Annotated in this window: 1 protein-coding gene and 1 pseudogene; both read left to right on the forward strand. The window is 57.3% G+C overall.

Features of this window, described 5'->3' with window-relative positions:
• Positions 1-251 (forward strand): annotated as a pseudogene (locus D3D02_RS20735) (hypothetical protein); the annotation flags it as partial.
• Positions 217-855, forward strand: a complete 639-nt coding sequence (locus D3D02_RS17910) for an IS6 family transposase (RefSeq protein WP_121571302.1) — start codon at positions 217-219, stop codon at positions 853-855. The pseudogene D3D02_RS20735 and the gene D3D02_RS17910, both read left to right, overlap by 35 nt.
• Positions 856-1,406: the final 551 nt, after the last annotated feature.

The following is a 1,406-nucleotide window of genomic DNA, read 5'->3' on the forward strand; positions in this document are numbered from 1 at the left end:
TTGAAATCTCCGAGAGTACAGAGTACACCTACGGCGATAGACATCCTCCGAAGACCACTGAGATTGAGCGACTTGAAGAGGGGGACCTCTTGTTCTTCTACGCCACGCTCGATTACGTAGATGACCGCGCCCCCGAGCACGAGTGGATAAATGAGGACTGGGGTGCGTACGGCGATGTTAAGTTAAGAACGAGGCGGTCGGTGTTTCGAATGCTCTATGTCCGAATCCAACCGCCTCGACGGCTGTACTGATTGGATCGACTTGGAGTTTGTGGAGCGAGAGCGGACACCCCGCGAGATCATTGAAACCGGTATTCAACTCCATCTTGCTGGATTATCACTTTCGAATACTAAACAGTATCTTGAGAAGTTGGGTGTCAATCGAAGCCGAACAGCAATTCATAATTGGATTCAAAAGGCCGATCTACAGCCAGCTAACGGTGCGAGCCCGAATCGCGTTGCGGTCGATGAGACTGCGATTCAGATCAACTCAGATAGATTCTGGCTGTATGCCGCTGTCGATCCTCGTACCAACGAATTCCTTCATGTTGACGTATTTCCCGTCCAAAACCAACAATTCACCCTGGTGTTTCTCCGCGATCTCAGAGAGAAACACCGCGTTGACGACGCGCTCTTTCTGGTTGATGCTGGCGGACATCTCACGGCTGCGCTCTCACGAACCTCACTCCGATTTCAAATCACTCGACATGGAAATCGGAATGCTGTCGAACGTGTCTTTAGAGAAGTAAAACGCAGAACCTCTTCGTTTTCAAATACGTTTAGAAACGCGGAGCCGACAGCGGCAGAATCATGGCTTCGAGCCTTCGCCGTCTGCTGGAACCGATGCTTAAGTTAACACGACCGAGCAGACGCGCTTTCTCAAGGATACTATCCCGGCGCGCGCCTGCGAGCGGCCGCCCTCGGCGGCCGCGAGGAGCGCGTGCGAGGGACGCGGCGAGTGAGAGGCGACCGGAGGGAGCCCCGAGCGAACAGCGCGGCTGGGGAGGCGTGAGGCTGTGGTAGCTCTGCTGTGCGGGGCGGGACTCAAAGGGGCAGCCGCGAGGGCGAAGCACGACGACGCAAGCACCGCAAGGAGCGAGCGGAGCGAGCGACTGAGGAGCACAGCGAGTCGCGCGAGTCCTCGCGGCTGGGGCTTTGGCGGTGTTCACCGTAGGGAAGCTAAATCCGTACGAGCGGGAGACTGGGGCTTTGGAGGAGCGCTCCGTCGTCCCGAGGTCGCTCGATTACCACCGAGTGGGTGAGGATCAGACACCGATCACTGCGGAAACGCCGAACACGTACCGTCGCCGGACCGTTTAATAAGCGCCGCGCGAACCCGAGTACGTGGACGAACTCGTCGTGCGAACGGAGGTGTACGCCGACCCCGAGGAGGTGTACGAGTTCCTG

The organism is Halobellus sp. Atlit-38R, from assembly GCF_003665925.1.
In the GTDB taxonomy this organism is placed as follows: domain Archaea; phylum Halobacteriota; class Halobacteria; order Halobacteriales; family Haloferacaceae; genus Haloquadratum; species Haloquadratum inordinatus.